At 72.3% G+C, this 1,767-nt stretch carries 1 protein-coding gene; it reads left to right on the top strand.

What is annotated here, in order from left to right; translation table 11 throughout:
* The coding region (locus tag ACFXB5_RS53650) for a type I polyketide synthase (protein ID WP_385223356.1) at positions 1–1,767 on the top strand (1,767 nt) is incomplete at both ends.

Raw genomic sequence — 1,767 nt, 5'->3', positions numbered from 1 at the left:
CTCTACACCACCACCAACCCCCACCCCACACCCCTCCCCACCTACCCCTTCCAACACCACCACTACTGGCTCCCCCGAAACACCAGCAAGGGCGACATCGCCTCGGCCGGTCTCCACGACCCCGCGCATCCGCTCCTCACCGCCGCCGTCCACCTGCCCGACACCGGTGGCACCGTCCTCACCGGGCGCCTCTCCCTGACCACCCACCCCTGGCTGGCCGACCACACCGTGTCCGGCGCCGTACTCCTCCCCGGCGCCGCGATGGCCGAACTCGCCATCCGCGCCGGGGACGAGACCGACACCCCCACCCTGGAAGAGCTGGTCATCGAGCAGCCACTGGCCCTGCCGGACAGTGGCTCCCTGGACCTCCGGGTGGTCGTGGGCGGCCCCGACGAGTCCGAGCGACGGGACGTACGCGTCTACTCGCGCGCCGAGGAAAGCGCCCAGTGGACGGAGCACGCCACCGGCACGCTGGCCCAGGACACCACCGCGCCCCCGCCGCCCGCCGTGGCCGAGTGGCCGCCCGCCGGCGCCGAGCCGGTGGCCGTCGAGGGCCTGTACGAGCAGATGGCCGAGGGGGGTTACGACTACGGGCCGACCTTCCAGGGCCTGAGGGCGGTCTGGACCCACGACGGCGAGGTGTACGCGGAGGCCGCACTGCCGGAGGAGCAGACGGAGGCCGCCGGACGGTTCGGCATCCACCCGGCGCTGCTGGACGCCGCACTGCACGCGAGCAACTACTGCCTGCCCGGGGAGCCCGGCAGCCGCATGCTGCTGCCGTTCGCGTGGAACGACATACGCCTGCACGCCACCGGTGCCACGTCGGTGCGCGTACACGCCCGTTACACCGAGGACAGCGGGCTCTCCGTGGCTCTGGTCGACGCGGCCGGAGGGCTGGTCGCGTCGATCGGCTCGCTGATACTGCGGGAGGTCGACGCAGGGCAGCTCGAAGCGCTGACCTCCACATCGCTGAATGACGCGCTCTGGACGGTCACCTGGACCGAACACAGCACCACCGCCGCCACGGACGAGGCCCCCTGGGGCACCGTCGGGGACATCTCCCCCGCCCTCGCCACCGCGGAAGCCCCGGCCTTCGCCGATGTCACGGAGGTCGCCGAGGCCGAGGACCGGCCCGCCCTGATCGTTGCCGACACCATCGCGTGGGAGTCACGCGACACCGAACCCACCAGCCGGGCACGCGGGTTGGCCACCCGGGCGCTGGACCTCTTGCAGCAGTGGGTGACGCTGCCCGAGCTGTCGGACACACGGCTGGTGATACTCACGCACGGAGCGCTGGCCGTACACGACTCCGCCGAGGTCACCGATCCCGCCGCGGCGGCGATCTGGGGGCTGGTCCGCTCGGCCCAGTCCGAACACCCCGGCCGCGTCCACCTCATCGACACCGACGGCCACTCGAACGACGCACTGCCCACCGCGCTCACCACCGACCAGCCCCAACTGGCCCTCCGCGACAACACCCGCTGGGCGCCCCAGCTCACCGCCGCACCCACCAACGCGCCAGTCCAGCCCCTCCCTCTCGACCCCGAGGGAACCGTCCTCATCACCGGCGGCACCGGAACCCTCGGTGCCCTCACCGCCCGCCACCTCATCACCCACCACGGCGCCCGAAACTTGACGCTCACCAGCCGCCAGGGGCCCGACGCCCCCGGCACGACCGAACTCGCCACCGAACTCACCCAACTCGGCGCACGTGTCCACATCACCGCCTGCGACACCGCCGACCGCAACCAACTCACCACCCTCCTC

The organism is Streptomyces sp. NPDC059455 (assembly GCF_042750115.1).
Classification (GTDB): Bacteria; Actinomycetota; Actinomycetes; order Streptomycetales; family Streptomycetaceae; genus Streptomyces; species Streptomyces endocoffeicus.
Note: the sequence above shows the minus strand (reverse complement) of the source record. Positions and strands in the feature narration are given on the sequence as shown.